Here is a 26831-nt window from a genome sequence, read left to right on the forward strand (position 1 = left end):
GGAACCAGGCTGCACAAAATTTGAAACCAGCTGTAAAAACCAGACCACACCACAGGGGCGGCACAGTCCGGTCAATTCAACCAATTCATATAAAATAAACCGGTATCAACAAACTTGGCACACTATTGAGTTCTCAAACAACAGACACATTCGAATACTTCTCGAAACAATTTGCAAGTCCATTCGCAAATTCATTTGTTTCGCATTTCTTCGCTGCGATGTTTATAGCTTATTTCATTCATATTCACTTTGCAAATCCGGGTTGTTTTCCCGATATTCACTTGGTGGTACGAATCCGCCCATAGCAAATGGAAGCTTTTCTTCATTTCGTGCGTTGCACATGAAGAATCGCTTCTCAAGTGAAGGGGGTTTGTCACCACTCAGCGGCGGCGACTCAGAAAACATTACACGCTCCCCCGCGGCCGTGCAAATCGGCTGCGAAGGAGCGTGCAATTGGGTTTTTGCGGCGCCAGAAGTGCTAGACGCCTAACACCTGAACGGTGGCCAGGTTCTTCTTTCCCCGGCGCAGCAGCAAGTACTTTCCGTGAAGCAGCTCGGATGCAGGAATCACAGCATCCGGATCCGACACCTTGGCATTGTTGACGTAAGCGCCGCCCTCACCGACGGTCCTGCGGGCAGCGGATTTGCTCTCCGACAGTCCGGAGGCAACCAGGAGATCGATGATGCCCAGGCCCGCCCCGTCCACTGACGCGGAAGGCAGTTCGGCGGTCGCGGCCGCGAGGGTCTGCTCGTCGAGCAACGAGAGGTCGCCGTTGCCGAACACGGCGGCCGACGCAGCGATGACCTTTTCTGTGGCGTCGACGCCGTGAACCAGCGAAGTCACTTCGTAGGCAAGCTTCCGCTGGCCCTCCCGGGCGAAGGGACGCTCAGCAATGGATTCCGCCAGTGCCTCAATCTCTGCCCTGCCTAGGAACGTGAAGACCTTAAGGCGGTCCACAACATCGGCATCCGCCGTGTTCAGCCAGAACTGGTAGAACGTGTACGGGCTGCACATGGCCGCGTCCAGCCAGATGGCGTTGCCCTCGCTCTTGCCGAACTTGGTGCCGTCGGAGTTGGTGATGAGCGGGGTGCCGAGCGCGTGGACGGTCTTGCCCTCCACCTTGCGGATGAGTTCCGTACCGCTGGTGAGGTTGCCCCACTGGTCCGATCCGCCGGTCTGCAGAACACAGCCGTAGTCGCGGTGGAGCTGGAGGTAGTCCATGCCCTGCAGGATCTGGTAGCTGAACTCCGTGTAGCTGATGCCTTCGTCCGAGCTGAGGCGTGACGCCACAGCGTCTTTGCGCAGCATGGTGCCTACACGGAAGTGCTTTCCGATCTCGCGCAGGAAGTCGATCGCGCTCAGCGGCGCGGTCCAGTCGAGGTTGTTGACCATGCGGGCAGCGTTGCCGCCCTCGAAGCTGAGGAACCTGCGGACCTGGGCCTGCAGGTAGCCCACCCACTCAGTGACGGTGTCTTTCGTGTTCAGGGTGCGTTCCGCCGTCGGCCGCGGATCCCCGATCAGGCCGGTGGAGCCGCCCACGAGACCCAGGGGCTTGTGGCCGGCCAGCTGCAGCCTCCTCATAAGGAGGAGCTGGACCAGGTTTCCCAGGTGCAGGCTCGGCGCCGTGGGGTCGAACCCGCAGTAATACGTGACCGCATCCCCTGCGAGGAGTTTCTCCAGCTCCACCTCGTCAGTGGAGACGTGGACAAGGCCGCGCCATTTGAGCTCCTGCCAGACGTTGGCAAAGCTGGGGTCGTTCTGCTGGGATTCGAGGTCGTTTAGGTGTGACACGACTTCTAAGTTAGCAGGATCGGCGGCGCCTGGCCCCCGATGAAGGTTCGGATGTCAGGCGCCCGGGCCGTTCTCTGCAACTTCTAGCGTTCGATGCCCGCCGGAATGCCGTCAGCAGCGATGAGCCGGAGCCGTTGGGTGGGCCGGGTCATCGCCACATAGAGGTCTCCCACGCGTCCGTGTTCATGATTCAGCATCACGGACGGTTCAAGGACCACCACGCCGTCGAACTCGAGGCCCTTGGCTTCCCTGGGACTGATCACCACAACGTCCTGTTCGTAGCTGCCGGCGCCCGTTCCGATGCGGCGGCCGTAGGCCGCGCGCAGCGCTGACGTCGCTTCCGCCAGGAGATCGCCGTCGGCAATCACCGCCAGCAGGCCGCCGTCGATCGCGTCCAGCTCCTCCGGGAGCACCTCCACCAACCGGCTCACCAGGCCGCCCGGCTCCACGCGGTCGATGACGGGCGACCAACGGCCCTCACGGACAGCCTTGGGTGCGGACACCACGAGCCCGGCGGCGTTTGCCATCCGGGCTGCGGCCTCGGCGATCTGCGACGGTGTCCGGTAGTTGACCGTGAGCTCTTCGAGCTGCCAGCGGTCACCGAACATTGGGGCAAGTGCACCCTGCCACGAATTCGCGCCGGCCACGGAGCTGGTCTGGGCGATGTCGCCCACGATGGTGAAGGACTTCAGCGGACAGCGCCGGACGAGGAGGCGCCACTGCATGGGGGAAAGTTCCTGGGCCTCGTCGACCACGATATGGCCGAATGCCCAGGTGCGGTCGCTGGTGGCACGCTCGGCGGCGGTCAGCCGTGCCTCGCGCTCCTCGTTCTGCTCAACCAGTTCCTCGGCAGAGACCAGGACATCGACGCCGGCCGTCTCCATGTTGACGAGCGTCTGCCGGGCGTTTGCCAGATCGCGGGCGCGGTCGTGCTCCTGCTGTGCCAGTCCGCGGCCCGCGGCGGGATCGAGCTCGCCGAGGAGTTCGGCTGCCTCGTCGAGCAGGGGAACGTCGGCCTCGGTCCACCGGGCGTCAGGTGCCCGGAGCAGGAGTTCGCGCTCCTTGGCGGTCAGCTTGGGCGTGCAGGCTTCCAAAATCGCGGGTTTGCTCAGCAGTTCACTGACAAGCTTTTCGGGCGTCATCGGCATCCAGCAGAGGTTCAGGGCGACGCGGACATCCCGTGCGGAGCGCACATCCTCGGCGAGGTAGGACCGGTCGGCATTGTTGCCGATGTTGCCGGCTTCCACCAGTTCCGTCATCTGCTCCGTCAGTTCCCGGAGCAAAATCTTGACGAAGGTAACGCGTGCCTCGTTGTGCGGCTTGCCGGTGGAGCGGGCGCGCTCCCGGGCGCGCCGGACCTGCCGCGGCGTGAGAACCAGCTTGCGTCCGTCCACTTCCAGAACGCGGTTTTCGGCGGGGATGCGCTGGCGGTTTGCCACGGCGTTGGCGACGACGTCGGCCATGTCCAGCCGCCCCTTGATTGCAGCGACGTCCGCCTCCGGCTCGGGCACGGCATTGATGCCCGGCATCAGCCGGCCAACGCTCGCCATCACCACACCGGTCTCGCCGAGCGAGGGCAGGACGCGTTCGATGTACTTCATGAACGACGACGACGGTCCCACCAGCAGCACGCCGGCGGTCTTGAGCCTGTCCCTGTGCGTGTACAGCAGGTAGGCGGCGCGGTGGAGCGCAACGGCGGTTTTGCCCGTTCCCGGACCACCCTGGACGACAAGGGCTCCGGAGATGGAGGACCGGATGATGCGGTCCTGTTCGGACTGGATGGTGCCGACGATGTCCGACATCCGGCCGGTCCGCTTCGAGTTCAGGGCAGCGAGCAGGGCACCTTCACCCTGCAGGGAGTCGTTGTCTGCCAGCATGTCCGCGTCGAGGACGTCGTCTTCGATGGCCTTGACCTCGCGGCCCTGCAGGATCAGGTGCCGGCGACGGCGAACACCCTGGCGGTCGAAGGCCGTGGCCTGGTAAAAGTGCCCGGCTTCGGGCGCACGCCAGTCCACCATGAGGCGCTGCAGGTCCTCGGTGGTCAGGCCGATGCGGCCGATGTACTGCGCCTCGCCCGAGTCGAGGTCCAGCCGGCCGAACACGAGGCGGTCGTCGACGGCGTCGAGTTGCGCCAGGCGGTCTTCGTACAGTGCAGCAAAGGCGTCGCGTTCTGAAACGTTCTGCATGGTGCCCACAGCGCCGGCACGGCGCACGTGCGCCAGCTGGGTGCGCTTTTCCTCGCGCAATTCATCAAGCCGTGCGTACAGACCGGCAACATAGTCCCGTTCGTGGGCCAAATCGGCGTCGAGCATCTAAACGTTCCCCTATCGCAAAAGACAGACCGTCCATTCTACAACCATTTTTGTCAGCGCGCCCATGGTGCCATGTATTTCCGGCGCCTCAGAGAACTGCCGCCAGCGCTGGCTGCTCACACGAGCTGCTAGAGGCGGAGCAGCGAGCGGACGCGGTGCCCGGCAAGGGCTGCGCGGCCGCGCAGCTCCCCCAGCTCCATGACCACTCCCACGCCGGACACGTGGACACCGCAGCGTTCGAAGAGCCGCACCGCTGCACTGAGTGTTCCGCCGGTGGCCAGGACGTCGTCCAGGATCAGCACCCGGCTGCCGGCGGGCAGGTCCGTCTTGTGGAGTTCAAGCGTGGAGGTTCCGTACTCCAGGGCGTAATCCTCGGCGTAGACGTCACGGGGCAGTTTGCCCGCTTTCCGCACGGTGATGACCCCTGTTCCCGTGGCGTAGGCTGCGGCGGCGGCAAGCAGGAAGCCGCGGGCCTCGACGCCTGCCACGGCATCGAACTGGCCCTTGAACGGTTCCACCAGGGAGTCCACGACGGCCCGCAGCGCACGGCCGTCGGCGAACACGGGAGTCAGGTCCTTGAACACGATTCCCGGCTTCGGATAGTCCGGCACGGTGGCACAAAGCCGGGTGATCAGCTGGTCCACGGGAACGGATTTGGGGGCCGGGGTCTGCTCGCTCTGGTTCACCCGTCAAGCCTACGACGTGTTGCCGAGCCGCCGCGTTACTGAACCCCGCCGGTCACGGACTAGGCCGAACGCACCTTCGCCGCCTTATAGCGGGAAACCGTGGGGTCCCCCGTCAGCCAGAAACGCCAGGGATAGTCGTGCGATCCGCCGTCCCCGGCGACGCCCACTCTGGGTCCGGCGCTGACGCCGGCCACCGGCGCCGGGGGAAGTTCGAGGCTGAACGGGTGCGTGAGCGCGTCCCGGCCGCTGTCCGCCGTCGTCAGTCCGAGGGCGGTGGCCAGGCGGGCAGGTCCGCTGGCCAGGTCCTTGGCCGATTTCGACGTCGGCCGCCTCGCCAAGGCAACCGGCAGCCCGTCCACAATCTCTCCCGCACGCAGGAGCACGGCGGAGGCGTGGCCGGACGGCCCGCAGACGATGTTGGCGCAATAGTGCATGCCGTATGTGAAGTACACATAAAGATGCCCGGCCGGGCCGAACATCGGCGCGTTCCGGCGCGTGGGGCCTCGGAATGTGTGGGACCCGGGATCGGGATGCAGCGAATCGCCGGGCCCCATGTAGGCCTCGAGTTCCGTGATCCGTACGGACACAGGACCATCCGGGCTGTGGTGGGTGAGGACGGCGCCCAGGAGCAGGGGCGCTACCTCGCGGGCATCGCCAGTGAGGAATTCCCGGACGTGATCCCCCGGCCCCTTATCCTCCGGCAGGTGATCCTCCTCCCGCACGTGATCCTCGTCGTCCGATGCGGGGTGGCTGCTGCTGACGGTCATGCTCCGACTTTACCCACCCGTACCTCGCCACCGATGGGAGGGCGCAAACTGTCGCACGGCCATGTCCGATTTCCGCTAGCTGCGTCCTCCTTCGGCTGGCAGGATGGAGTCATGGACTTCTTGCAGCGCTACCGTGCAATCGACGCACGGGACACCCGTTTCGACGGGCAGTTCTATACGGCGGTGCGGACCACGGGAATCTATTGCAGGCCCTCGTGCCCGGCCAGGACGCCGAAAGCCGAGAACGTCACCTTCTACGAAACCTCGGCTGCGGCCCACGACGCCGGCTACCGCGCGTGCAAGCGCTGCCTTCCGGAAGCAGTGCCGGGAACGCCTGCGTGGAACGTGCGCTCGGACATCGCGGGCCGTGCCATGCGGCTCATCAACGACGGCGTGATCAACCGCGACGGCGTGGAAGGACTGGCCGCACGCCTGGGATATTCGTCCCGGCAGCTGAACAGAATCCTCAGCCACGAGCTCGGCGCCGGGCCGCTCTCCCTCGCCCGGGCCAGCAGGGCACAGACCGCCCGAACACTGCTGGTGTCGACGCCCATGAAACTCGCGGACATCGCTTTCGCGGCCGGGTTCAGCAGCGTTCGCCAGTTCAACGAGACCGTGGGCGAGGTGTTCGACATGACCCCCACCGCCCTGCGCGCCACCGCGCGGCATCATCCGTCGCCGGCTGCCAGTACCGCGCTCACGCTGAACCTTCCCTACCGTGAACCCTTCGACCCGGGCATCTTCGGCTTCCTTGCGGTCCGCGCCATTCCCGGTATCGAGGCGGGCACGCCGTCGTCCTATGCCCGTTCGCTGCGGCTGCCGCACGGTGACGCGCGCTTCAGGGTGGAGTACGACGCCGGCGCCCCTGGGCGGCCCCTGGTGCTCACCATCGGCGCGGTGGACCTGCGCGACCTCCCTGCCCTGCTGAGCAGGGTCCGCCGGCTCTTCGACCTCGACGCCGACCCCCTCGCCATTGACGGAGCACTCGGCACAGATCCCCGGCTGTCAGAGGCTGTTGCCGAAACTCCCGGCATCCGCATGCCCGGCGCCCTGGATCCGCACGAGCTCCTGGTCCGCGCCATGGTCGGGCAGCAGATCACGGTGGCCGCGGCCAGGACGGCCCTCACCCAGCTGGCCGCCGCGGGCAGCCCGAGCACCGCTCCCGGCGAAGGCTTGGACAGGATGTTCCCGACGCCGGAGCAGATCGCACTGGCCGGCCAAGGACTGCTGCGCGGGCCGCGGCGGAGAATAGACTCCCTTGTGGCAACCGCCGCGGCGCTGGCTTCCGGGGACCTGGACCTGGGCTACGGGGACGATCTGCCCGGTCTTCGCGCGAATCTCCTTCCCTTGGCGGGCGTGGGCCCCTGGACAGTGGGATACGTTGCGATGCGAGTGATCGGCGCACCGGATATCTTCCTGGCCAACGACGCCGCGGTACGCAATGGAATCCGGGCACTCGGGCAGGTGTCCGCCACTCAAGGCGCCTCGCCTGATTCCACGCTGTCCTCAGATTTCAGCGAAGTCAGCCCGTGGCGGTCGTACGCCACCATGCACCTCTGGCGCGCCGCAGCGGCCGCGCCGAAAACCACCACTAAGAAGGCTTCGAAATGACATCTCAGCACAACGGCGCAGACATGAATGCGCAGCTGCTCACCATGACCACGCCGGACGGCCCATTCACGATCATCGCCCGCGACGGCGTTGTGCTGGCTTCGGGCTGGACCGCCGATTCGGGCGAACTCACCGGGCAGATCCATCCGGTGCTGCAGCCCGTGGCGTACGACAGCGTGGACGACCTCGGCCCCATCTCCTCCGCGGTGGAAGCCTTCTACGCCGGGGATCCTGTTCCGGCCATGAGCGTGCCGGTGCTGCAGAAATCAGGCCCGTTCCGCGCCCATGCCTGGGATGTGCTGCGCACCGTTAGCCCCGGTGCGCCGGTGACCTACACCGAATACGCGGTGCTGTCCGGCAACGCCAAAGCGGTCCGCGCCGCGGCCAGCGCGTGCGCCTTCAACGCTGCGGCCCTTTTCGTGCCGTGCCACCGTGTGGTCCGCACCGACGGCACGTTGGGCGGTTTCCGGTGGGGGCTGCGGATCAAGGAAAGCCTGCTGGCCCGTGAAAAAGAGGCCCTCACCCGGACCTAGGTCTTAGGCGGTGCTAGTGCCGCACTCCCGAGGGCCAAGGAAGCAGCTCCGGCAGGTCCACTCCGTCGGCGGCTGCCGATGCACGCAGGCTGCCCAGCGAAGGTTCGCGCCCGGCCAGCCAGGCAGCGATATCCGTGACCATCCCGCTGATCACCGTGGAACGCCCGCCGACTCCGATGGCCACGGGCGGCAGGCCCAGCGGCTGGAGCACAAACTTCTGCCCCTCCGGAACCCGTGCCGTCAGGAAGTCGAACAGATGCTCACAGAAAAGCCTGCTCCACGCTTCAGGGCCAGGACCCGTGCCGAGGTCCGAGGCATGGATCACGAGTTCGCGCCAGAGGGCGCGGCCGCCGTCGAAGACCACTCCCCCGCGGTAGGCGATGGGGACCTGCCAACCGGCGGCATCCAGCGCGTCGAAGGCCCGGAGCGCCCGTTCCAGCGCGGCGTCCAGGTCGGCGCGGTGTTCATCGATGCTGTGCCCCGCGGCCATCCCGATCGCCTTCGTGCGGCCCTCGTAGCCGCCGTCGTACAACTCCACGGAAGCGCCGCGAGCGGCGAACTCCAGCTGTCGGGCCATGGCGTTCGAGATCCCGGTGATGTGGGCCAGAACATGTCCCCGCGTCCAGCCCGGAAGTTTCGACGACGCCGGGACGTCATCAGCGGTGAGTTTTGCCGCCTGGGAGGCAACGGCGTCGGCCGCTTTGTGCATTTCCGTGAGTACTGTCTCAGGTGTGATTGCGGTCATACGGCAATCGTAGCGGACGGTTAATCGGCCTTAACGCAGCTCGGCGTTCCCCGCCGGCCGGTAGAAGTGCCTGATGTGCCTGCGGTCGTGCCGGGCCTGCCAGAACTCGATCTCCAGAGGCTGGATGGCGTAAAGCTGCCAGTCCGGATTGTGGCTGCCGTCCGCCGCTGGCCGGGCGTCCCAGTCCGCCGCCGATGCCTCCGCGGACAGCTCCACCGCGTGGCCAACCACACGGACCTGCCTGCCCTGCAGCGGCCAGTAGAAGTTCAGCGCGGCCTTGGGGTTCGCCGATAGTTCCCTCCCCTTGCGTGAGGTACGGGACGTTGCGATGTGCCAGCCGTCGTCGTCGATGTCTTTCAGGATCAGCATCCGGGACGACGGCTGGCCGTCGGAATCCACCGTGGCCAGGCTGCACGCGTGCGGCTGCCGCTCCCCGGCATCCAGGGCATCCGCCAGCCACTTCCGGAACAGCTCGGCCGGGTCCGCGGGGGCAGTAGCCGCATCAAAGTCCGGAAGGTTCTCGGGGAAATCCGGCAGGGCACGCAATTGCCGGCGGAAGGATTCGCTCATGGCGCCATGATAGCGGGGAGTTTTCGCTCGTTAACGCGCAACGCTCTCTCACTTTTCGCAGGAAAATCGGCAACGCTCTCTCCCTTTCTTGAGGAAAGTGAGAGAGCGTTGGCCAAAAAACTGCAGGAAGTGAGAGAGCGTGCGGCTGTTAGCCGGCGTACTCCCGCACGCCGGCGAGCTCGGCTTCCAGCGCACCAAGCTGGCGTTCGACGGCGGCCGGTGCCGTGCCGCCCTGCGAGTTGCGGCTGTTGAGCGAACCCTCGGTGCTGAGGACCGTGCGGACCTCCGGCGTCAGGTGTTCCGAGATGGCGGCGTATTCCTCATCCGTAAGGTCCCAGAGCTCGACGCCGCGGCTTTCGGCCTGCTTCACCGCGGCACCGGAGAGCTCATGCGCCTCGCGGAACGGGACGCCCTGTCGGACCAGCCATTCGGCGATGTCGGTGGCCAGTGCGAAGCCCTGCGGTGCCAGCGACTCCATCCGTTCAGTGTTGAACTTCAGCGTCGCGATCATGCCGGAGACTGCCGGGAGCAGGAGCTCCAGCGTGTCGGCGGCGTCGAACACCGGCTCCTTGTCCTCCTGGAGGTCGCGGTTGTACGCGAGCGGCAGGCCCTTGAGCGTGGCCAGCAGCCCGGTCAGGTTGCCGATCAGCCGGCCGGCCTTGCCTCGCGCCAGTTCAGCCACGTCCGGGTTCTTCTTCTGCGGCATGATCGAGGAGCCCGTGGAGTAGGAATCATGCAGCGTGACGAAGGAAAACTCCTTCGTGGCCCACAGGATCACTTCCTCCGAGACACGCGAGAGGTCCACGCCGATCATGGCGGTCACCCAGGCGAACTCGGCGAAGACGTCGCGGGAGGCGGTGCCGTCGATCGAGTTGTGCGTTGCCGAAAAGAAGCCTAGGGCCGCAGCAACAGCTTCCGGGTCCAGGCCCAGCGAGGAGCCCGCAAGGGCGCCGGAGCCGTAGGGCGAAACGCCGGCGCGTTTGTCCCAGTCCTGCAGCCGCTGGACATCGCGCAGCAGCGCCCAGGCGTGGGCCAGCAGATGGTGGCTGAGCAGGACCGGCTGCGCGTGCTGGAGGTGCGTGCGGCCAGGCATGGCCACGCCCTGGTGCGCCTTGGCCTGCTCCACGAGAGCATCGATGGTGGCCAGGACTCCTCGGGCAATGATCCGGGCGTGGTCGCGCAGGAACATGCGGCCGAGGGTGGCCACCTGGTCGTTGCGTGACCGGCCGGCGCGGAGCTTGCCGCCCAGCTGGGTGCCGGCGCGCTCGATCAGGCCCCGTTCCAGCGAGCCGTGCACGTCCTCGTCGGACTCCGCGGCCGTGTAGGCGCCGGACGCGACGTCCTCGTCCAGCTGCTTGAGGGCCGCGAGCATGCCCTCCAGCTCGGCATCGTCCAGGAGGCCTGCCTTGTGCAGCACGCGTGCGTGCGCCACCGAGCCGGCAATGTCGTAACGGGCCAGGCGCCAGTCAAAATGCGTTGACTTGCTCAGCGCCGCCAGGGCGTCTGCGGGGCCGCCGGCAAAGCGGCCGCCCCATAGAGCTCCAGTGTTCGTTGCTTCCGATTTGGTGGTTTCCTGCTCAGCCACAGGGGCTACTTTCCGGCGACGCGGAGGTCGCGGCCGGAGGCAACCTTGGCGGACATGCCCCACAGTTCGATGAAGCCGCGGGCCATCGACTGGTCGAAGGTGTCGCCGGTGTCGTACGTGGCGAGGTCGAAGTCGTAAAGCGAGGTCTCGGAGCGGCGGCCGTTGACGATCGCCTGGCCGCCGTGCAGGGTCATGCGGATGTCGCCGGAGACATACTTCTGGGTGTCTTCGATGAAGGCGTCCAGGGAGCGCTTGAGCGGGGAGAACCACTGGCCGTCGTACACCAGTTCGGCCCAGCGCTGGCCGACCGTGGCCTTGAAGCGTGCCTGTTCGCGCTCGACGGTGATGTCCTCGAGGTGCTTGTGCGCGGTGATCAGCGCCATTGCTCCCGGTGCTTCGTAGATTTCGCGGGACTTGATACCGACGAGGCGGTCCTCGACGACGTCGATCCGGCCCACGCCCTGGGCACCGGCGCGGCGGTTGAGTTCCTTGATGGCCTGCAGCGGGGTGACCTTGACGCCGTCGATCGCTACCGGCACGCCGGCTTCGAAGGAGATGGTGACCTCATCCGGGGCCGGCGGGAATTCCGGCGTGGCGGTGTAGTCGTAGATGTCCTTCGTGGGGGCGTTCCAGATGTCCTCAAGGTAGCCGGTCTCGACGGCGCGTCCCCAGACGTTCTGGTCGATCGAGTACGGGTTCTTCTTGGTGGTCTCGATCGGCAGTCCCTTTTCCTCGGCGAAGGCGATGGCCTTGTCCCGGGTCAGGGCAAGGTCACGGACCGGCGCGATGCACTTCAGGTCCGGGCCGAGGGTCTGGATGCCCACTTCGAAGCGGACCTGGTCGTTGCCCTTGCCGGTGCAGCCGTGGGCCACGGTGGTGGCGCCGAATTCACGGGCAGCCTTGACCAGGTGCTTGACGATCACCGGGCGGGAGATGGCGGAGACCAGCGGGTAGTGGCCCTGGTAGAGGGCGTTGGCCTTCAGCGTGGGCACACAGTATTCGTTGGCGAACTCGTCGCTCGCGTCCGCCACATACGCTTCGACGGCACCGCAGCCCAGCGCGCGCTGGCGGATGGTCTCCAGCGATTCGCCGCCCTGTCCGACGTCGACCGCCACGGCGATGACCTCGGCGCCGGTGGCTTCACCGATCCAGCCGATGGCTACAGAAGTATCCAGGCCACCGGAGTAGGCCAGAACAATACGCTCAGTCACTTCACATGCTCCTTAGTTGTTTGGTTGAATTTGTTCGTCTGATGAAAGCCTGTCACACCCTTGTGCCGGGCCCAATTTTTGTACGTCGCTGCTGCTGCGGGCCGGCGGCTACGGGCTGGTGCCGGCTTCCTCCGCGAGCTGCAGAAACCGGGCGGCAAGGTCCGGTCCGCCCTGCGGATCCCGGGCGACCAGCAGCACGGTGTCGTCCCCCGCGATGGTGCCCAGGACGGACGGCATCACGGAATGGTCGATCGCGAGGGCCAGGAAGTTCGCGGCCCCGGGCGGCGTGCGCAGCACGGCAATGTTGGCAGACGCCTCGGCCGTGACCAGGAGTTCGCCGCACAGCCTCGCCAGCCGTGCGTCAAGGATTTCCTGGCTGACTCCGCTCTTGGCCCCCCGCTCCCCGCCCTCGCCGGGCACGGCGTAGACCAGGACGCCTTCTTTACCGCGGACCCGGACGGCGCCCAGCTCCACGAGATCCCGCGACAGGGTTGCCTGCGTGACCTGCACCCCGTCGTCCGCGAGCAGCGCCGCCAGCTCCGCCTGGGAGCGCACGGACTCGCCGGTGAGGATCGCGGTGATCCGCGCCTGGCGGGCTGTCTTGGTGGCCGGGCTCGCGCCCGGCGACGGAGGCTGGACTGACAATTAGGCCTGCCCTGCCACCGGCGGCAGTCCCTCAACAACGGCCAGACCCGACCGGTGCATGAGCCAGGCCATCAGCGCCTTCTGCGCGTGGAGCCGGTTTTCGGCCTCGTCCCAGACGATCGACTGCGGGCCGTCGATGACGGCCGCCGAGATCTCGTAGCCGCGGTACGCGGGAAGGCAGTGAAGCACGACGGCGTCTTCCGCCGCCTGTGCCATAGCCGCCTCATCGACGGAGTACTCGCGGAAAAGCTGCAGCCGGGCTTCCTTTTCGGCTTCCTGGCCCATGGAGACCCAGGTGTCCGTCGCGATGACGTCCGCTCCCTTGAGGGCTTCCCCGGCGTCCGTCGTGACGAGGACGGAGCCGCCGGTTTCCGCCGCGCGCTCCTGGGCCGCCGACACGATGCCCGCGGCTGGCAGGTAGCCTTCCGGCCCGGCGATGCGGACGTGCATTCCGGCGGTGACACCGGCCAGCAGGTAGGAATTGGCCATGTTGTTGGCGGCGTCGCCAAGGTAGGCCATGGTGAGCCCCTTGAGCTCGCCCTTGTGCTCCTTCACGGCCAGCAGGTCCGCCAGGAGCTGGCACGGGTGGTAGTCGTCGCAGAGGGCATTGATGACCGGCACCCGGGAGTTTTCCGCCATGGCGACGAGGCCCGAGTGGGCGCCCGTGCGCCACACGATGGTGGAGACCATGCGCTCAAGCACCTTGGCGGTGTCCGCCACTGATTCCTTGTGGCCGATCTGGGCCTCACCGGGGTTGATGATGAGGGCGTTTCCACCCATGTCCGCCACACCGGTGGCGAAGGAAACCCGGGTCCGGGTGGAGGTCTTGTCGAAGATCACGGCGACCGTCTGGCGGCCGCTGCCCTCTGCCGCGAAGGGCTGCGCGCTGTACGGCGCGGCCTTCAGTCGCATGGCGAGGTCCAGCACCTCGGCCTGCTCGGCAGGAGTCAGGTCGGTGTCCTTCAGGAAGTGGCGGGTCTTGACGGATGATGTCGCTGGTGAAGTCACTGTGCTTCCTTTGCAGTGTGCAGGATGTCAGGAAGGGCGGCCAGGAAACGGTCCGCCTGCTCTTCCGTGAGGATCAGGGGCGGGGCCAGCCTGATGGTCCGTGGACCGGGGCTGTTGATGATAAACCCGGCATCCAGGCCGGCTGTCACGACGGCGGGGGCAACGTCAGCGTCCAGGTCGAAGCCGATGAGGAGGCCTTCGCCGCGGACTTCCGTGACGCCGTCGACTCCGGCCAGCCTCGAGCGGAGGTGCTCCCCCACGCTGCGGACGTTGTCCAGGACGTGCTGGTTTTCGATGGCGTGCAGGGTGGCCAGGGCGGCCGCCGTAGCCACCGGGTTCCCGCCGAACGTGGTGCCGTGCTGCCCGGCCGTCAGGAGCGCGGACGTTTCAGGGCCGAACGTGACCAGCGCTCCGATGGGGAACCCGCCGCCCAGGCCCTTGGCGAGGGTGACGGCGTCCGGCACGAAGCCGGCGTCTGCACTGGCCAGCCATTTGCCCGTGCGTCCGATGCCGGTCTGGACTTCGTCGAGGATCAGCAGTGCGCCTGCCTTGGTGGTGGCCTCGCGTGCGGCCCGCAGGTAGCCGGCGGGCAGGGGGCGGACGCCGGCCTCGCCTTGGATCGGTTCGAGGAAGACAGCCGCCGTGGTTTCATCGATCGCCTCCACGAGGGCGTCGACGTCGCCGAACGGAATGTGGACCACGCCGCCGGGCAACGGTTCGAACGGCGCCCGGTACGCTTCCTTGGCGGTCAGGGCGAGGGCGCCCATGGTCCGGCCGTGGAAGGCGCCCTCCAGCGCGATGATCTTGGTCCGGGGCGTTCCGTTCCTGGCCGTACCGGAGCCGTTGTTCCGCCGGGCCAGCTTGAACGCGGCCTCGACGGCCTCCGTTCCGGAGTTCGCGAAAAAGACCTTGGAACCGGCCGGCGCCTTGCTCAGTTCGAGCAGTTTCTCGGCCAGTGCGATCTGCGTGGGGCTGGTGAAGAAGTTGGAGACGTGGCCCAGGGTGGCAAGCTGGCTGGAGATCACCGACGTCACGAACGGGTGCGCGTGGCCCATGGCATTCACGGCGATGCCGCCGAGCAGGTCCAGGTACTCCTTGCCGTCGGCATCCCAGACCAGGCACCCGGCGCCGCGGACCAGGACACGCTGAGGGGTGCCGAACACTCCCATGAGCGAGGACGAGTAGCGGCTCAGCCACTCGGCCCCGGTCGTGTGGCCGCGGGTCTCGACCAGGTCGACCACCGGCGACTTTTCAATCTGGCTCATGCATTCACTTCCTCGTCCGGTACCACCTGCGTGCCAATGCCCGCGGTGGTGAAGGTTTCCAGCAACATGGAGTGCGGGAGGCGCCCGTCCACAATGTGCGCGCGCTCCACACCCTCATCGACGGCCTTCAGGCAGGCGGCCATTTTGGGGATCATTCCGGACTCCAGCCGCGGCAGCATCTCCCGCAGCTCCGAGGCCGTCAGCGACGAAATAAGCGATGACCTGTCCGGCCAGTTGGCATAGAGGCCTTCGACGTCGGTCAGGATCACCAGCTTGGAGGCGCCAAGGGCCGACGCGACGGCAGCGGCCGCAGTGTCCGCATTGACGTTGAGCACCTGTCCGGTGGTCTGGAACCGCCGAGCTCCTTCGTCATTGCTGTCCTCGTCAATGATTTCCGGAGCGACAGTGGAAATCACCGGGATCCGGCCTGCCGCGAGGATATCGACGATTCCCTCCGGGTTGACACCAACGACTTCGCCGACGAGGCCCAGGTCCACTTCCTCGCCGTCCACGACCGTTCCGGTGCGGACGGCGCGCAGCAGACCGCCGTCCTCTCCGGACATGCCCACAGCGTACGGGCCGTGGGAATTGATCAGTCCCACGAGTTCGCGTCCCACCTGGCCGGTGAGGACCATGCGGACCACGTCCATGGCTTCGGGGGTGGTGACACGCAGGCCGCCCTTGAACTCGGACTCGATGCCCAGGCGGCTGAGCATCGCGTTGATCTGTGGGCCGCCGCCGTGCACCACCACGGGGTGGATGCCCACATGGTGCAGGAACACGACGTCTTCGGCGAAGGCCCGGCGCAGTTCGTCGTTGACCATGGCGTTGCCGCCGTATTTGATCACCATGGTGGTTCCGGCAAAGCGCTGGATCCACGGCAGGGCCTCGATCAGTGTGCCGGCTTTGTCCTGGGCGTCACTCATGGACGTGGTCTCGCGGGTCTGGGTGTTCATGCTGCTGTTCTCCAGGGGTGGCTGGTGGATCTAGCTTGAGTACGCACTGTTTTCGTGGACGTAGTCGTGCGTGAGGTCGTTGGTCCAGATGGTGGCTTCCGCGCCGCCTGCCTGCAGGTCGATCTCCACGAGCACCTCGCGCGGTTCGAGGTCCACGAGCTTGCGGTCCTGGCCGATGCCGCCGTTCTGGCAGATCTGGATGCCGTTCATGGAGACGTTGAGCTCGTCCGGCTCGAAGGCGGCGTCGGTGGTTCCGACGGCGGACAGGACACGGCCCCAGTTCGGGTCCTTGCCGAAGATGGCGGCCTTGAAGAGGTTGGACCTGCCCACCGCGCGGCTGACGGTTTCGGCGTCGCGTTCGCTGGCGGCATTGAAGGTCCGGATGGCGATGTCGTGGCTTGCACCTTCTGCGTCGCCGATCAGCTTGCGCGCCAGCTCCGCGCACACCTGAGTCAGGCCGTCGCCGAAGGTCTCCGCGGACGGCACGGCGCCGGAGGCGCCGGAAGCCAGCAGCACCACGGTGTCGTTGGTGGACATGCAGCCGTCGGAGTCAGCACGGTCGAAGGTGACGCGCGTGGCGTCTCGGAGGACGACGTCGAGCATTTCAGCTTGGACATCCGCGTCAGTGGTGAGCACCACCAGCATGGTGGCCAGCCCGGGCGCGAGCATACCGGCGCCCTTGGCGATGCCGCCGATGGTGAATTCGTTTCCCTCGGCGTCAACGCCGGTGAAGATTGCCTGCTTGGGAACCGTGTCCGTGGTCATGATGGCCGTTGCGGCGTCCGCACCGCCGTCCGCGCTCAGGGCGGCCGCCGCGGCGTCGATTCCCGGAACGATCTTGTCCATGGGCAGCTGCTCGCCGATCAGGCCGGTGGAACAGACGAACACGTCCGTGGCCGAAATGCCGAGGACTTCAGCCGTTTTCTCCGCGGTGGTGTGCGTGTTCTGAAAGCCCTGCGGCCCGGTGCAGGCGTTGGCGCCGCCCGAGTTCAGGACAACGGCGTCCACCCGCCCGTCGGAGACCACCTGGCGCGACCAGTGGACGGGAGCGGCCGCCACGCGGTTCGACGTGAACACCGCCGCGGCTGCCTTGGAAGGGCCGTCATTGACCACGAGCGCGAGGTCCGGATTCCCGGAGGCCTTGAGGCCGGCTTTAACGCCTGCGGCGCGGAATCCTTGGGGTGCGGTAACGGTCACGGGGCAACTCCCTGCAGGTTGAGGCCGGCGGTTTCCGCCAGTCCGAGGGCAATATTCATGGACTGCACGGCTCCGCCTGCGGTTCCCTTGGTCAGATTGTCGATGGCACAGGTGACGATGACGCGGCCGGTGTGTTCATCGAAGGCCAGCTGCATGGCGGCGTGGTTGGACCCCTGCACGGACTTGGTGGAGGGCCACTGGCCCTCCGGGAGCAGGTGGACGAACGGTTCGTCGTCGTAGGCCTCGGCCCAGGCGCGGCGCAGCTCCTCGGCCCCGATGCCGGGCTTGACCCTGGCCGTGGCCGTGGCCAGGATGCCCCGGCTCATCGGCGCCAGCGTGGGCGTGAAGGACACCGTCACGGACTCTCCCCCGGCGTTCGACAGTCCCTGTTCGATTTCCGGGGTGTGGCGGTGCCCGCCGCCCACGCCGTAAGGGCTCATGGACCCCATGACCTCGGCGCCGATCAGGTTTACCTTGGCGGCCTTGCCTGCCCCCGATGTGCCCGAGGCGGCGACGATGACCACGTCCTCGCCCTGCAGCAGCCCGGCGGCGAAGCCCGGGGTGAGTGCCAGCAGGGCCGACGTCGGGTAGCAGCCGGGAACGGCGATCCGCCGGGCTCCCTTGAGCTTCTCGCGCTGGCCGGGCAGTTCCGGAAGTCCGTAAGGCCAAGTGCCGGCGTGCGCCGAGCCGTAGAACTTCTCCCATGCGGCGGCGTCCTCCAGGCGGTGGTCCGCTCCGGCGTCGATCACCACGGTGCCCTCAGGCAACTGGGCAGCGATTTCCGCCGACGCCCCGTGCGGGAGCGCCAGGAACACGACGTCGTGCCCGGACAGGTTCTCCACGGTGGTGTCCTCAAGAATCCTGCTCGCCAGGCCATGGAGATGTGGCTGCAGTTCGCCTAGTCTGGAACCGGCGTTGCTGTGCGCCGTGATGGCACCGATGGTGACGTCGGGATGCCCGGACAGTAGGCGCAGCACCTCGCCGCCGGCATAGCCGCTCGCGCCGGAGACGGCAACAGAAATAGTCATGGGAACGACTATACAGCAAGAGTATGCATGGGTCCTGATATTTATGCATGATCTCGGCGCGCGCCGCAACAGCGTATGGTGGACAGAGGGTGATCCTGACCGCGCAGCCGAGTGTCGGCTGCAGCGTTGCCCGTAATCAGTTACGAGGCAATCCGTCCATGACGCCCACCATCACTTCCGAGCGCCCGAAGTCGCGGGTCCGCCAAGCCAATCCGGTGACCCAAAGCTACTCGGACCTGCTTAAGTCCGTGCGCGCAGCCGGCCTGCTGGAACGGCGCCAGGGCTTCTACATCACGGTTTTCTCCAGCCTGGTGGTCCTCATGACCGCCACCTGGTTCGGCTTCGCGCTGATCGGGCAGAGCTGGTTCCAGCTCCTGATCGCTGCCGCTCTCGGCATCATCTGCACACAGCTGAGCTTCCTCGCCCATGAGGCAGGCCACCGCCAGATTTTCGCCTCCCGGCGCGCCAACGACTGGTCCGCCAGGCTGATTGCCACGTCTGTGGCCGGAATCAGCTACTCGTGGTGGGAGCAGAAGCACGGGGCCCACCACAACCACCCGAATGTCATCTCCAAGGACCCCGACATCGCCACCGGTGCCATCGCATTCCACACCGAAGCCGCCGCCGGCCGCCAGGGACCGCTTTCGTTCCTCACCCGCAAACAGGGCTGGTTCTTCTTCCCGCTGCTGTTCCTGGTGGGCCTGGGCCTGCAGATCGATTCGGTCCGCTTCATCTTCCGGCGCGCCAAGGTCACCCACCGCTGGGTGGAACTGCCCATCCTGCTGGTCAGGCTCAGCATCCTTCCCGTGCTCGCGTTTTCCTTCCTCCCGCTCGGCATGGCCTTCGCCTTCGTCGGCGTGCAGCTCGCCGTCTTCGGCTTTTACATGGGTGCCTCCTTTGCGCCAAACCACAAGGGCATGCCGGTTCTTCCGGCGGACAGCCGGGTGGACTTCCTGAGCCGCCAGGTCCTCACGTCCCGGAACATTTCCGGCGGCCGTTTCATGGACATCCTTCTCGGCGGCCTGAACCGCCAGGTGGAGCACCACCTCTTCCCCGACATGGCCCGGCCCCAGCTGCACAAGGCGACGGCGATCGTGCGCCAGTACTGTGACACCCACGGCATTCCCTTCACCGAGACCACGCTGACGGCTTCCTACGGCATCATCGTGCGCTACCTCAACGACGTGGGCCTCGCAGCCGGCCGCCGCTTTGAGTGCCCCATGGCCACGGTCACGCGGCGCTACTAGGAACCGCACCCCGAGGCACGGCCATCCTCAGGTGTTCTTGCCGCGGGCCGCAACGGTCCACCGGCCAGTGAACACCCCGCCGCTGACCAGGCTCGCCTCGTCCACCAGGTTGATGGTCAGGCATACATGGTTGGGGACCACCCTGAGCCGCCGTCCGAGCGCCGGCATTGGAGTGCCGTCGGGCCACTCCACCGTGGCGTGGTGTTCGGACAGCGACGTGATCCTGGCATCGGGATGGTCGAGCAGACGGCCGTAGCCGCTGGCCCACGCCGCGCGGTCACTCCCCAGGATCTTGCTGCCGGCATCCATGATGAACCGCCCAGGCTCGCCTGGTCCCGTCCTGTGATGGCTGACCACCGTACTCGCAACCGTCAGCGCGATGCTCTCTGGCGTGCACCGCTCAAGCTCCAACTGCTGGGCATCACCGAAAACGTAGACACCCGGCCGCAGTTCGGTAGCCACTGTGTCTCCTCCCACCAAGGCGGTCGGAGTGGAGCCGCCGCTAATTTCTGGCACGTTGAACCCCTCCGCCGCCATGCACGTGGCCGCCCGGATCAGCGCTTCGTCCTCCTGCCGGGCCGCTGCCGCAGGCATGCCAGGCGCATAGCTGTGGCCGGGAAACGTGAAGACGCCGACAACCTCCAGCCCGGCGTCCGCGGCCGCGCGGGCAACGCCTGCGGCTTCGTCAGGATGGACTCCGCTTCGGTGGTGTCCGCTGTCGATCTCCACCCGAACGGCAATGTTGCCGGCATCCGTTCCGAGGTTTTGTCCCATGAACGCCGCGCTCTCCGCAGAGTCCACACCCACAGTGATGCGGGCTTGGGCCGAAAGGCGGCGCAGCCGTTCTGCCTGACCCTGGGTTACCCACAGCGGGTAGGCGATGAAGATGTCCTTCACCCCGCCGTTGGCAAAGACTTCCGCTTCGCCGATCGTGGCCACGGTGAGCCCCACTGCTCCTGCCGCGAGTTGCCTGGCCGCTATCTCCAGGATTTTGTGGGTCTTGGCGTGCGGGCGAAGCTTCACTCCGCGGGCACGGGTGGAGGCGGCCATCCGTGCGATGTTGCGGTCCAGCACGTCCACATCGATCATCACTTCCGGCGTGGTGATTTCATCGGGAATGCACATTCAGGGACCTCGGATTCTGCGGTGGATGGTTCATGCGGCCGTGGTGCGCGTCTGCGCCTGCGACCCTAACTGACACGTTTCGCGGGGGCGGGGCCAGCGGCTCCGTTGTCGCCGACGTCCACAAGCTGAACGGTGGCGCCCGCTTTGCGGAACAGCTCGATCTGGAATGCATCGGCGTGGCTGTCAGTCACCAGCGTCCAGGGAAGGGGAATCCGCGCCCAGGCGTGGAAGGGCCTCTTGCCCAGCTTGGTGGAGTCGGCAAGGACATACACAGTGTCACCGCGCCGTGCCATGAGTTCTTTGAGCCTGGTCTGGGCGTGGTCTGCCTCGCACAGTCCGTCCTCGGCCGTCACGGCATCTGCGCTCAGGAAGACCCTGTCGAAGCTCATGCGTTCGAGCGCGGCTTCGGCGAGAGGACCGACGAACGTCTGGCTGACGCCGCGGAGTCTGCCGCCGAGGCAATCCACCTGCACGCCCGGCGAGTCAGCGAGTTCCAGCAGCGTGTTGATGCCGGGTGTAGTGACCGTCAGGTTGTCCCGCTCCCGGAGGGCGTGCGCGAGGGCGCCGACAGTAGAACCGCCGTCGAGCAGTATGCTTTCGCCGTCCCTAACCTCCGCGGCGGCCCAGGCCGCAATTGCCTGCTTTTGTTCGAAGGCCTCGCCGGTACGCTGACGCAGCGATGGTTCCGGATGCGCGCCCAGCGCAACAGCCCCTCCGTAGGTCCGGGCGAGCTTCCCCTGTTCGTTCAGCCGCGCCAGGTCCCGGCGGATGGTCGAGGCGGTCACGTTGAAGTGACGCGACAGCTCCTCCACAGAGGCCAGCCCTGTGGTGACGGCGAGGTGGTAGATCTCTTCTCGCCTGGCTTTGGCGGTGGTCATGTTCCGTTCTCCTTCGGGAAGGGCGCGCTGTCATCATGCCACGGGCAGGCCTCCCCGGCCTGCTACAGAGACGCGCCGCCGCAGATCACATAGTTCTGCCCGGTAATGGACTTGCCGTGCGGTCCGAGCAGGAAACCGGCCAGTGCCGCAACGTCTTCCGGATCCACCAGCCGGCCCAGGGCCGGTAGTTTCGGCGGCGTGGCCGACCTGCCGGGATCGTCGAGCATGGGGGTGTCCGTCGGGCCGGGAGAAAGGACATTGACGGTGATGCCTCGCGGGGCCAGCTCCTGCGCCCAGGTGCGGCCCATGCCCAGCAGCGCCGCCTTGGTGGCTGCGTACTGGCTCTTGCCGGGCGAACCCGTAGACGTTCTGCTGCCAATCAGCAGGACGCGGCCGCCGGCCGGCATCCGCGGCACGACGATGTTGGCCAGAGCGCTGGCGGCGGCCACGTGCACCGTGAACATGCCGGCGAGCGCCTCCGGATCCAGGTCGCCCAGGACGGCGGTCCGCTGGAACCCGGCCGCATGCACCAGGGCGTCGGCAGGGCTGACTCCGGCGACGGTTTCAGCCAGCGACGCCGGGTCCGAGAGGTCCGCCCGCAGCCACCGGAACCCTCGTCCCAGCGAAGTCTCGCTGCGGCTCAGCCCGGTGACCGTCCAGCCGTCGGCCAGCAGTCGCTCGGCGATGGCCTTGCCGATGCCCGAACTGCAGCCGGTGACGACCGCGTGCCGCTCAGCCTGCGGACTGCTCACGAGTCCCCGCCGGGGGTCGCGGTCCCTTCGTAGGCCCACTGCGGGTCCACGCGCACGTACTTGATGGCCTGGCGGAAGTACGTGTAGGCGATGTTCAGCGCGCCGTCCGGGCCCTGATGGATGGACGGGTAGGAGTACTCACGGTTCAGGCCGTCCCGGGAGTTGTTGGACAGGCAGTAGCCGTCGCCCACATCCAGGTTCCGCCGGATGGGCCAGCTGCGGCCGGAGTCCTCCGAAATCGCCAGCGTCATCGGCGAGCGCGGCGTGCCCCAGAAGGCCGTCCGCTCCCCGGCATCGGCGGGAACCGAACCGCCGGCCGGCACGGCCGGTCCCACCTGTGCGTCAGCGAGTTGCCCCTGTTCGTCGGCCAGCCCGTCGTCGTCGATCTCGTCGTAGAGCGAGAGCCGCCGTTCGGTGTTCTCCTCCGCCCTGGCGTGGTTGTAGACCAGCGCCAGCCGGCCGTCAGCCAGTGCCGTGAACTGGATGGAGGAGTTGTTGTTGGGCAGCTCGGTGGGGACCGGTTCACTCCAGGTGGTGCCGTCATCGGTGGAGCGGGACTCGTAGATCGAGTCCGCCCAGCGGCTGCGGAACAGGGCCAGCAGCGAACCGTCGGCCACCGGCTGGATGTTCATGTGGACGCAGCCCAGGCTCCCCGGCAGGACGTGCTCGCTCCAGCCGGCGCCGGCGTCGTCGGAAATCATGACGGCGCTGTCGTCACTGTTGCCCACCCACTTTTCACCCGGGGTGGTGATGCAGCGGAAGATCGGGATGATCAGCCGGCCCGACGGCAGGACCACCGGCAACTGCCGGACGAACACGCCGCCGGTTTCGTTGGCCGGGAACAGCGTCTCCACCGGACCCCACGTCCGGCCGCTGTCCGTGGAAGTCCGACGGCGGACCTCGGCGGTGTCCTGGTTGCCCGCTTTCTGCGCGGTGTAGAGCAGCCACAGCGAGCCGTCCGGTGCGGTGAACAGGATGGGGTTTTGCTCGGACCGGGTGCCGTCGTCGGAGAGCTGCTCCGCCGGGGACCATTGCGTGTTCCCCGGTTCGAGCGTGGAGAACCAGATGGAGATGTCCGGCACGCCCTCCTGGGTTCCGCCGAACCAGACGCAGCCCAGGCGCCCGTCCGGCAGGGTCAGGAGGTTCGCGGCGTGGCTCTGCACGGTGGGCGCGGGCAGGTAGGCGAAGTCCGCGCCGTCGGCGTGCTTGACGCTGCCGTCCGGGGTGATGGAGCTGTACCCGGTGCCGTGAGTCGTGGGGGCGGGCGTCGTGGGGCTTGTGGACACGGTTCAGTCCTTTGCCGTCGCGGCGGCCAGGTGGGCCTTTGCGGCCAGTTCCAGGTGGGTCAGGTCCGAAGCCACCGTGGTGAACGTGTAACCCTGGCGGAGCCGGAGCGCGGCGATGTCGCCGGACGCCGTGTGGATGCCGGCAGCCACTCCGGCGGAGGCTGCCGCTTCGGCGACGGTCTCGAGGGCCGCGTTGAACTCGGCTTCGATGGCGGGATCGCCCGGGAACGCACCGCCGACGGCGATCGCCAGGTCAGACGGGCCCACGTAAATGCCGTCGAGCCCGGGCGTCGCGCAGATCTCCTTGACGTTTTTCAGGCCGTCCGGCGTCTCGATCATCGCGAACACCAGGGTGGCGGCGTTGGCGTCCGCGGGAACCGGGCCGATCCGCAGGGCGGACCGCATGGGCCCATACGAGCGGCCGCCCATGGGCGGGTACTTTGCCGCGGCAACGGCCGCCGCGGCATCCTCCGCCGTGTTGACCAGCGGCACGATGACGCCGACGGCGCCCGCGTCCAGGGCTTTGCCGATGGCGGTGAGGTTGTTGTCCTCAACGCGCACCATCCCGACGGCGGTGTGCCCGGCGTCGATGGCCATGAGGCCGCTGAGCACGCCCGAGTAGCCGAGCAGGCCGTGCTGCGCGTCGAGTGCCACATAGTCGTAGCCCAGACGGCTGATGCGCTCCGTGGCCACGGGTGCATCCAGCACGGCCCAGTAGCCGACCGCCTGTTCACGGGCGCGGATCTTACGGGCGAATTCGAGGGCCAGTTCCGATGTCATCTTTTTCTACCTTCAGTCATGTGTGTGGAGCGGTGCCGGATGTTTACGGGCCGGATATATACGGGCCCGGTCAGCGGTTGTAGGCGGGCATGGGGCCGCGGAGCCCGGCGCCCACGGCGTCGCAGGCATCGGACACGTCGGCTGGCAGCGGGCCCTTGGCCACGGCCGCGATATTGGCGCGGAGCTGTTCCACCTTGGATCCACCGAGCAGCATGGAGCCCACTCCGTCCCGGTACGCGAGCCAGCGCAGCGAGAGTTCCGCCAGCGTGACTCCGGCGTTCTCCGCAATGCCTGCCAGCGCGTTGACAGCTTCGAACAGCTGCTTGTCCCAGTAGCGCTGCGTGTACATGGCAGCGAGCTTGGAGTCGCCGAAACGGCCCTCGGAGGGCTTGGACTCGAAGCTGTGCTTTCCGGTGAGCAGGCCGCCGCCCAGGGGGTTGTAGACCATGGTGTGGACGTCGTGCGTGGCGGCGAATTCGAGGTATTCCTCCTCCACACGGCGGGCGACGAGGTTGTAGAGCTGCTGCGCCACCACCGGCCGCGGTGCGCCGACCTCTCGGGCCACATGGATGACGTCGGCGATCTGCCAGGCCGCGAAGTTGGAGACGCCCAGGGCGCCGATCTTGCCTTCGGCGGCGAGCTCGGCCACAGTGCGCAGTGTGTCGTGCAACGGCGTGGCACGGTCCGGCTGGTGCAGGTAGAACAGGTCAATGCTGTCCGCGCCGAGGCGCCGGAGGCTGCCCTCGACGCTGTTGCGCAGCCCCTCGGGTGACAGCGGCGAGTGCTGGCCATGGTCCGGGTGGGGCATGCCCGCCTTGGAGGCGAGGATGATGTTCTCCCGGCGGTCCTTAAGGAGCCGGGCCAGCATTTCCTCGGTGGCCCCGCCCACATAGGCGTTGGCGGTGTCGATCGTGGTGATGCCGGCGTCGAGGGCCTCGTCCACCATGCGGCCTGCGGTGGCCTCGTCGGCGGTATCACCAAAGGTCATGGTGCCCAGGACGAGCCGGGAGATGGGTAGCTTCAGGCCGTCCACCGGGGTGCCTGCTGGCTGCTTGCTCATGTGTTGGTTCCTCATGGTTGCAGTATCGGTTTGGTCGGGTTCAGTTCAGTTCAGGCGCTGGTTTTCAGCGCCAGCGACGAGACAAGGTGGCGCGGCTTGAGCCCGCGCATGGTGGACGGGTCCAGTGCCGCGCGGCGGAGCCGGCGGGTGTAGTCCTCCTTCGGCGAGGTGAGCACCGAGGCCGTGGTTCCCGCTTCCACGAGCTTGCCGCGCTGCATCACCATGACGCTATCGCTGATCTCCTGCACCACGCCAAGGTTGTGCGAGATGAAGACGTAGGTGATGCCGGTTTCGTCCTGGATGGACTTCAGCAGCCGGAGTACCTGGGCCTGGACGGAGACGTCGAGCGCGCTGGTAGCCTCGTCACAGACCAGCAGTTCGGGCTTGGACGCCAGCGCGCGGGCGATGCCGATCCGCTGCCGCTGGCCGCCCGAGAATTCCGCCGGGTGCTTGTCCAGGGAATTTGCCGGCAGGCCCACCTGGTCGATGAGCTTCGCCGCGGCCTTGTTCCGCTCGGCCTTGGACCGGACGCCCTGCAGCTTCAGCGGCTCGGCCACGATTTCCTGCGCGGTGAGGTGCGGGTCCAGGGAGCCGTAGGGATCCTGGAACACCATCTGGAATCTGGAGCGGAGCGGGCGCAGCTTCGCCTCGCTGAGCGCGGCGAGGTCCGTTCCGTCCAGCTCGATCCGGCCGCTGGCCGGCGTCACCAGCCGCATCAGTGCCTTCGCGATGGTCGACTTGCCGCAGCCTGATTCACCGACGACGGCGATCGTCTTGCCCTTCTCCACCGAGAAGGAGACGTCGTCCACCGCCCGAAAGGTTCCGCCCGGCACGTGGTAGTCCACCACGAGGTTTTCGACGGAGAGGAACGGCTTACTCATGGCGGGCTCCAGTGTTGGTCAGGGCGGCGTCGGGCGTTGTGGTGGTGGCAGGAAGCCCTGGGGTTTCGTCCCAGGGACCCAGGACCGGCACGGCGGCCAGCAGGCCGCGGGTGTACTCCGTGGCGGGATGATCCACGATCTGCTGGACATCTCCGGATTCCACGAAGGAACCGTCCTTCATCACATGGATCCGGTCCGAGATGAGCCGGGCCACGCCGAGGTCGTGCGTGATCATCAGGATGCCGATGCCGCGCTGTTCCTGGAGCTCCAGCAGGAGGTCCAGGATGCCGCCCTGCACGGTAACGTCCAAGGCGGAGGTGGGCTCGTCGGCCACGAGGAGCTGCGGTTCGCTGGCCAGGGCGATGGCGATCAGCACGCGCTGGAGCATGCCGCCGGAGAGTTGGTGGGGGTACTTCTTGAGCTGCTTTTCCGGCGTCGGGATGTGGACCTGTTCCAGAAGGCGGATGGCCCGGGCCTGGACGGCGCCCTTGTCCGTGGAGGCGGCACCGGCGATCCTGATGGCTTCGGAGAGCTGGCTGCCGATCGAGTGCACCGGGCTCAGGGCGGTCATGGGGTCCTGGGGAATCAGCGCGAGCGTCCTGCCGCGGACCTTCTCGATGGCCTTGGGCTCTGCGATCACGTCCACTCCGTCGATCTTGACCGATCCGGAGAGCACAGCGAGGTCCTCCGGCAGCAGCCGCAGGATGCCCATCGCCGTCGTCGATTTCCCGGAGCCGGACTCACCGATGATGGTGACGGTCTCGCCCCGGTGGATGCTGAAGCTCACGGAGTCCACGGCACGGATGATGCCGGCGTCGGTGATCAGCTCCACCTGGAAGTCACGGACCTCCAGCAGGGCCTGCTCCTTGTGGCCGGAGTCAGTGTGGCCTGCGTCTGTGTGTGCGTTCATG

General features: G+C 66.9%; 26 protein-coding genes. 3 read left to right on the plus strand and 23 right to left on the minus strand.

The annotated features are described in order from the left end of the window. Positions 1-234: 234 nt before the first annotated feature. From AC1DDG_RS02205 to AC1DDG_RS02225, 5 genes are all read right to left on the minus strand, one after another. Positions 235-405 (minus strand): hypothetical protein, encoded by a 171-nt coding sequence (locus tag AC1DDG_RS02205; protein WP_230117638.1) that lies wholly within the window; start codon positions 403-405, stop codon positions 235-237. Positions 406-478: 73 nt separating this feature from the next. Then, the gene (gene tyrS / locus AC1DDG_RS02210) at positions 479-1792 is read right to left on the minus strand and encodes a tyrosine--tRNA ligase (RefSeq protein WP_476874786.1); all 1314 of its coding nucleotides are present in this window, start codon (positions 1790-1792) and stop codon (positions 479-481) included. An 83-nt stretch (positions 1793-1875) separates the two neighbouring features. Then, positions 1876-4104 carry a HelD family protein gene (locus tag AC1DDG_RS02215; protein WP_476874787.1) on the minus strand — a complete coding sequence of 743 codons (2229 nt, stop codon included), beginning with the start codon at positions 4102-4104 and terminating at the stop codon, positions 1876-1878. Positions 4105-4232: 128 nt separating this feature from the next. Then, positions 4233-4790 (minus strand): adenine phosphoribosyltransferase, encoded by a 558-nt coding sequence (locus tag AC1DDG_RS02220; protein WP_230117635.1) that lies wholly within the window; start codon positions 4788-4790, stop codon positions 4233-4235. Between the two features lie 59 nt (positions 4791-4849). Then, the gene (locus AC1DDG_RS02225; RefSeq protein WP_476874788.1) at positions 4850-5557 is read right to left on the minus strand and encodes a DNA-3-methyladenine glycosylase; all 708 of its coding nucleotides are present in this window, start codon (positions 5555-5557) and stop codon (positions 4850-4852) included. A 111-nt stretch (positions 5558-5668) separates the two neighbouring features. Here AC1DDG_RS02225 and AC1DDG_RS02230 point away from each other — a divergent pair, with 111 nt between their 5' ends. Together AC1DDG_RS02230 and AC1DDG_RS02235 are read left to right on the plus strand one after the other, a co-directional pair. Continuing rightward, on the plus strand, positions 5669-7168 hold the full coding sequence (locus AC1DDG_RS02230; RefSeq protein ID WP_476874789.1) for a DNA-3-methyladenine glycosylase 2 family protein: 1500 nt from the start codon (positions 5669-5671) through the stop codon (positions 7166-7168). Positions 7169-7191: 23 nt separating this feature from the next. After that, complete coding sequence (locus tag AC1DDG_RS02235) at positions 7192-7701, plus strand: methylated-DNA--[protein]-cysteine S-methyltransferase (RefSeq protein WP_476875005.1); 510 nt, start codon at positions 7192-7194, stop codon at positions 7699-7701. Positions 7702-7714: 13 nt separating this feature from the next. On the opposite strand, the gene AC1DDG_RS02240 is transcribed toward AC1DDG_RS02235, so the two are convergent. From AC1DDG_RS02240 to argC, 10 genes are all read right to left on the minus strand, one after another. Further along, entirely contained in the window at positions 7715-8446 is a 732-nt protein-coding gene (locus tag AC1DDG_RS02240; RefSeq protein ID WP_476874790.1) for a maleylpyruvate isomerase family mycothiol-dependent enzyme, read from the minus strand. 30 nt (positions 8447-8476) lie between these two features. Next, entirely contained in the window at positions 8477-9016 is a 540-nt protein-coding gene (locus AC1DDG_RS02245) for a pyridoxine/pyridoxamine 5'-phosphate oxidase (RefSeq protein WP_476874791.1), read from the minus strand. Between the two features lie 148 nt (positions 9017-9164). After that, entirely contained in the window at positions 9165-10601 is a 1437-nt protein-coding gene (gene argH, locus AC1DDG_RS02250; RefSeq protein ID WP_476874792.1) for an argininosuccinate lyase, read from the minus strand. Between the two features lie 5 nt (positions 10602-10606). Next, positions 10607-11812 (minus strand): argininosuccinate synthase, encoded by a 1206-nt coding sequence (locus tag AC1DDG_RS02255; RefSeq protein ID WP_476874793.1) that lies wholly within the window; start codon positions 11810-11812, stop codon positions 10607-10609. Positions 11813-11920: 108 nt separating this feature from the next. After that, positions 11921-12457: an arginine repressor gene (locus tag AC1DDG_RS02260; protein WP_230117628.1), complete on the minus strand. Its 537-nt coding sequence runs from the start codon at positions 12455-12457 to the stop codon at positions 11921-11923. Beyond that, a complete protein-coding gene (gene argF / locus AC1DDG_RS02265; RefSeq protein WP_476874794.1) occupies positions 12458-13465 on the minus strand; it encodes an ornithine carbamoyltransferase in 1008 nt (335 codons plus the stop codon). Continuing rightward, positions 13462-14730 (minus strand): acetylornithine transaminase, encoded by a 1269-nt coding sequence (locus tag AC1DDG_RS02270; RefSeq protein ID WP_476874795.1) that lies wholly within the window; start codon positions 14728-14730, stop codon positions 13462-13464. The genes argF and AC1DDG_RS02270 overlap by 4 nt, the downstream gene beginning before the upstream one ends. Continuing rightward, the gene (gene argB / locus AC1DDG_RS02275) at positions 14727-15686 is read right to left on the minus strand and encodes an acetylglutamate kinase (protein WP_230117625.1); all 960 of its coding nucleotides are present in this window, start codon (positions 15684-15686) and stop codon (positions 14727-14729) included. The genes AC1DDG_RS02270 and argB overlap by 4 nt, the downstream gene beginning before the upstream one ends. A 30-nt stretch (positions 15687-15716) precedes the next feature. Next, entirely contained in the window at positions 15717-16883 is a 1167-nt protein-coding gene (gene argJ, locus AC1DDG_RS02280) for a bifunctional glutamate N-acetyltransferase/amino-acid acetyltransferase ArgJ (protein WP_476874796.1), read from the minus strand. Then, a complete protein-coding gene (gene argC, locus AC1DDG_RS02285) occupies positions 16880-17911 on the minus strand; it encodes an N-acetyl-gamma-glutamyl-phosphate reductase (RefSeq protein WP_230117623.1) in 1032 nt (343 codons plus the stop codon). Before argC ends, argJ begins: the two co-directional genes overlap by 4 nt. Before the next feature lie 158 nt (positions 17912-18069). On the opposite strand from argC, the gene AC1DDG_RS02290 reads away from it, so the two are divergent. Beyond that, positions 18070-19158 (plus strand): fatty acid desaturase family protein, encoded by a 1089-nt coding sequence (locus AC1DDG_RS02290; RefSeq protein ID WP_230117622.1) that lies wholly within the window; start codon positions 18070-18072, stop codon positions 19156-19158. Between the two features lie 27 nt (positions 19159-19185). Here AC1DDG_RS02290 and AC1DDG_RS02295 read toward each other — a convergent pair whose 3' ends face one another. The 8 genes from AC1DDG_RS02295 to AC1DDG_RS02330 form a co-directional block, all read right to left on the minus strand. Further along, positions 19186-20283: a D-TA family PLP-dependent enzyme gene (locus AC1DDG_RS02295; RefSeq protein ID WP_476874797.1), complete on the minus strand. Its 1098-nt coding sequence runs from the start codon at positions 20281-20283 to the stop codon at positions 19186-19188. Positions 20284-20348: 65 nt separating this feature from the next. Next, positions 20349-21161 (minus strand): DeoR/GlpR family DNA-binding transcription regulator, encoded by an 813-nt coding sequence (locus AC1DDG_RS02300; protein ID WP_476874798.1) that lies wholly within the window; start codon positions 21159-21161, stop codon positions 20349-20351. 62 nt (positions 21162-21223) lie between these two features. Continuing rightward, a complete protein-coding gene (locus AC1DDG_RS02305) occupies positions 21224-21913 on the minus strand; it encodes an SDR family NAD(P)-dependent oxidoreductase (protein WP_476874799.1) in 690 nt (229 codons plus the stop codon). Continuing rightward, the gene (locus tag AC1DDG_RS02310) at positions 21910-23199 is read right to left on the minus strand and encodes a sialidase family protein (RefSeq protein ID WP_476874800.1); all 1290 of its coding nucleotides are present in this window, start codon (positions 23197-23199) and stop codon (positions 21910-21912) included. Before AC1DDG_RS02310 ends, AC1DDG_RS02305 begins: the two co-directional genes overlap by 4 nt. Positions 23200-23202: 3 nt before the next feature. Beyond that, positions 23203-23979, minus strand: coding sequence for an HpcH/HpaI aldolase family protein (locus tag AC1DDG_RS02315; protein ID WP_476874801.1), 777 nt, complete (start codon positions 23977-23979; stop codon positions 23203-23205). Positions 23980-24049: 70 nt separating this feature from the next. Beyond that, positions 24050-25039 (minus strand): aldo/keto reductase, encoded by a 990-nt coding sequence (locus tag AC1DDG_RS02320; protein WP_476874802.1) that lies wholly within the window; start codon positions 25037-25039, stop codon positions 24050-24052. A gap of 50 nt (positions 25040-25089) precedes the next feature. Then, positions 25090-25920 (minus strand): ATP-binding cassette domain-containing protein, encoded by an 831-nt coding sequence (locus AC1DDG_RS02325; RefSeq protein ID WP_476874803.1) that lies wholly within the window; start codon positions 25918-25920, stop codon positions 25090-25092. After that, positions 25913-26830, minus strand: coding sequence for an ABC transporter ATP-binding protein (locus AC1DDG_RS02330; protein WP_476874804.1), 918 nt, complete (start codon positions 26828-26830; stop codon positions 25913-25915). Before AC1DDG_RS02330 ends, AC1DDG_RS02325 begins: the two co-directional genes overlap by 8 nt. Position 26831 lies beyond the last annotated feature (1 nt).

It is taken from the genome of Arthrobacter sp. 10L430, from assembly GCF_056395245.1.